The sequence below is a fragment of the Streptomyces sp. NPDC057271 genome, from assembly GCF_042668715.1.
GTDB lineage: Bacteria > Actinomycetota > Actinomycetes > Streptomycetales > Streptomycetaceae > Streptomyces.
Genome location: NZ_JBHUYJ010000232.1, coordinates 1 through 2,120, shown reverse-complemented (window position 1 = coordinate 2,120; position 2,120 = coordinate 1). Strand labels below are relative to the sequence as shown.

Sequence of the window (2,120 nt, the reverse complement as noted above, 5' to 3'; positions counted from 1 at the left end):
CCGCCCGGCAGCACCTCCACCTTGCCGCCCCCCCGCACCTGCAGCACCGCCCGCAGACGACCGGCCCCCACATGCTCCACCCGCACCCCCACCCGAACCCCGCCCAGCCCATCCACCACCGCCGGCAGCAAGGGCATCACGGGCACAGCATGCTCCGCGGCCTCCCGTCGCTGCCGCAACAGCTCCTCCACCAAAGCGACCTGCTGCTCCCGCGGCTCCCTGCCCGGGGCGTAGATGCGCTGCGCGATCAGCCACGCGTCCGGCTCCCCGCCCGCCGCCGTGAGGGCACCGGCCAGCGTGTCCACCGCCTTGCGGATCACATCCCGCGCACCACCCCGCCGGAGACCGTCACCACGAAGACCAGCAGCCAGCCAGAAACCCTGCACCATGTACTTGGCCGACTTTCTGCCCATCTTCGACCCGGCCTGCGTCATGGTGAGCGGCTCACCCTTGTCGTCCACCTGCCCGGCCAGCGCGAAGCCCTGCCTCATCTTGTCCACCGTGAACAGCACGTTCTTGGCTTTCCCCAAGGTCACCTGGGCGCCCGAGGCGAAGAGCAGAGCACGGCTCAAGGCGACTTGACTCCTTTCGTAGATGACATGGGGTGGGGCGAAGTGTTCCGCGTAAGCAGAGGGCTCGAGGGGAGGGGCGCCGGGCGACTGCGCCAGGGCGAGGTGAGCGGCGTAATCAGCCGCCACCTCCTGGGCATAGCCCTCACCACTGGGTGGTTCAGGAGTGGATCCACGCAGCCGGTCCAGATCATCCAGCCGGACCGCATCCAAACCGTCCTGATTCGCTGCGCCGCCGACTTCCGCCATCGCACGGTTCTGCCGCAGGAACTCCTCGACCAGTACGACGTGCTGCGCCTCAGGCCTTCGGCCGGGGGTGTAGATCCGTTGGGCGATCAGCATAGGATCGGGCACCTTGCCGGCCGTGGTGAACACGTCGGCCAGCTCACGCACCGCCTTGCGCACCACGTCCCGCGCCCCGCCCTCCGTGATGGCGAACACGCCGAGACCTGTAGCCATCCAGAAACCCCGCACATAGTTCGTAAAACTCACCTCTGTCATGGCCTTCGCGGCCGAGGCGGGGGTATGAGGCTTGTTAACGCTCTGCTGTTGGTAGGCGATATCAATACTCTGCCGCAGGAAATCCGAGTTGAGATGCCTCACGGTATGTGCGTTGAATTTTAGTCTGGCTCCGCTGGCGAACAGCAGTCCCGCTGCTGTCTGGGAGTACTTGTCGGAGCCCTGCGTGAGGTACTTGTTGTAGGGAGCGTGATTGAGGAGCGCGCCGGAGCGGGAGTGGGCGAGGGCGAGGGCTGTCCCGTAGTCGGCCGCGAGGCGCGGGTCACTGAACGGCTCCGCGGGAAGCTCCGGCCCGGAGTCACGCAGCCGCTCCAAGTCGTTCAGGGGGATGGTGTCGAGGTTGGGCGGTGTGGTGGTGTCCGAGGTCGCCATGAGGTACGCCGAGTGCGTCGGGTCGGTCACCGCGGTGACGGCCTGTTGGCCGGAACTGTTGTCGGTGTGTTGCCGCAGGAACTCCTCCACGATAAGAACCTGGTTCTCGAGCGGTTCTTCGTGTGGTGAGTAGATGCGCTGGGCGATCAGCCGGGGATCGGGGGCCTTGCCGGCCGTGGTGAACACGTCGGCCAGTTCATACACCGCTTTCCTTACCACGTCCCGTGCCCCGTTCGGGGTGATGTCGTATTCACCGAGACCTGCCGCCATCCAGTGGCCGCGCACCACATAGGAGACGGTTCCTGTTGAACTGCCTGTTCTGATGCCGAGCAGCTGGCGCGCCACATCAAACGGGTTGCTCTCTTCGCCCTTTCTCGCCTTCCAGGATAGATCGAACGTTTTCTTCGTGATCGACGCATCTATCCACTTGTTCTTATCGGAGAGCTTGACTCGGCCCCCGGATGCGAAGAGCAAGCTGTTGGCGGTGCTGGTGCGGGCGTTGTTGTTGAGTCTCTCGGTGAGCTGCTTGAGAAAATCTTTGGCAGCAAGGGGTGTGTTGAGGGGCGAGGGGGCGAGGGCGAGTGCCATGGCGTAGTCGGCTGCCTTGGCCGGGTCGTAGCCCTGGCTGTGGTCCGGTTCCCCGGGGGTTTGCCGGCGCAG

Annotated in this window: 1 protein-coding gene; it reads right to left on the bottom strand. The window is 65.4% G+C overall.

Annotation, left to right across the window (positions count from 1 at the left end):
• Positions 1-2,120 (bottom strand): hypothetical protein (locus ACFUJR_RS39155; protein WP_383451293.1); only part of this gene is annotated, 2,120 nt, incomplete at both ends.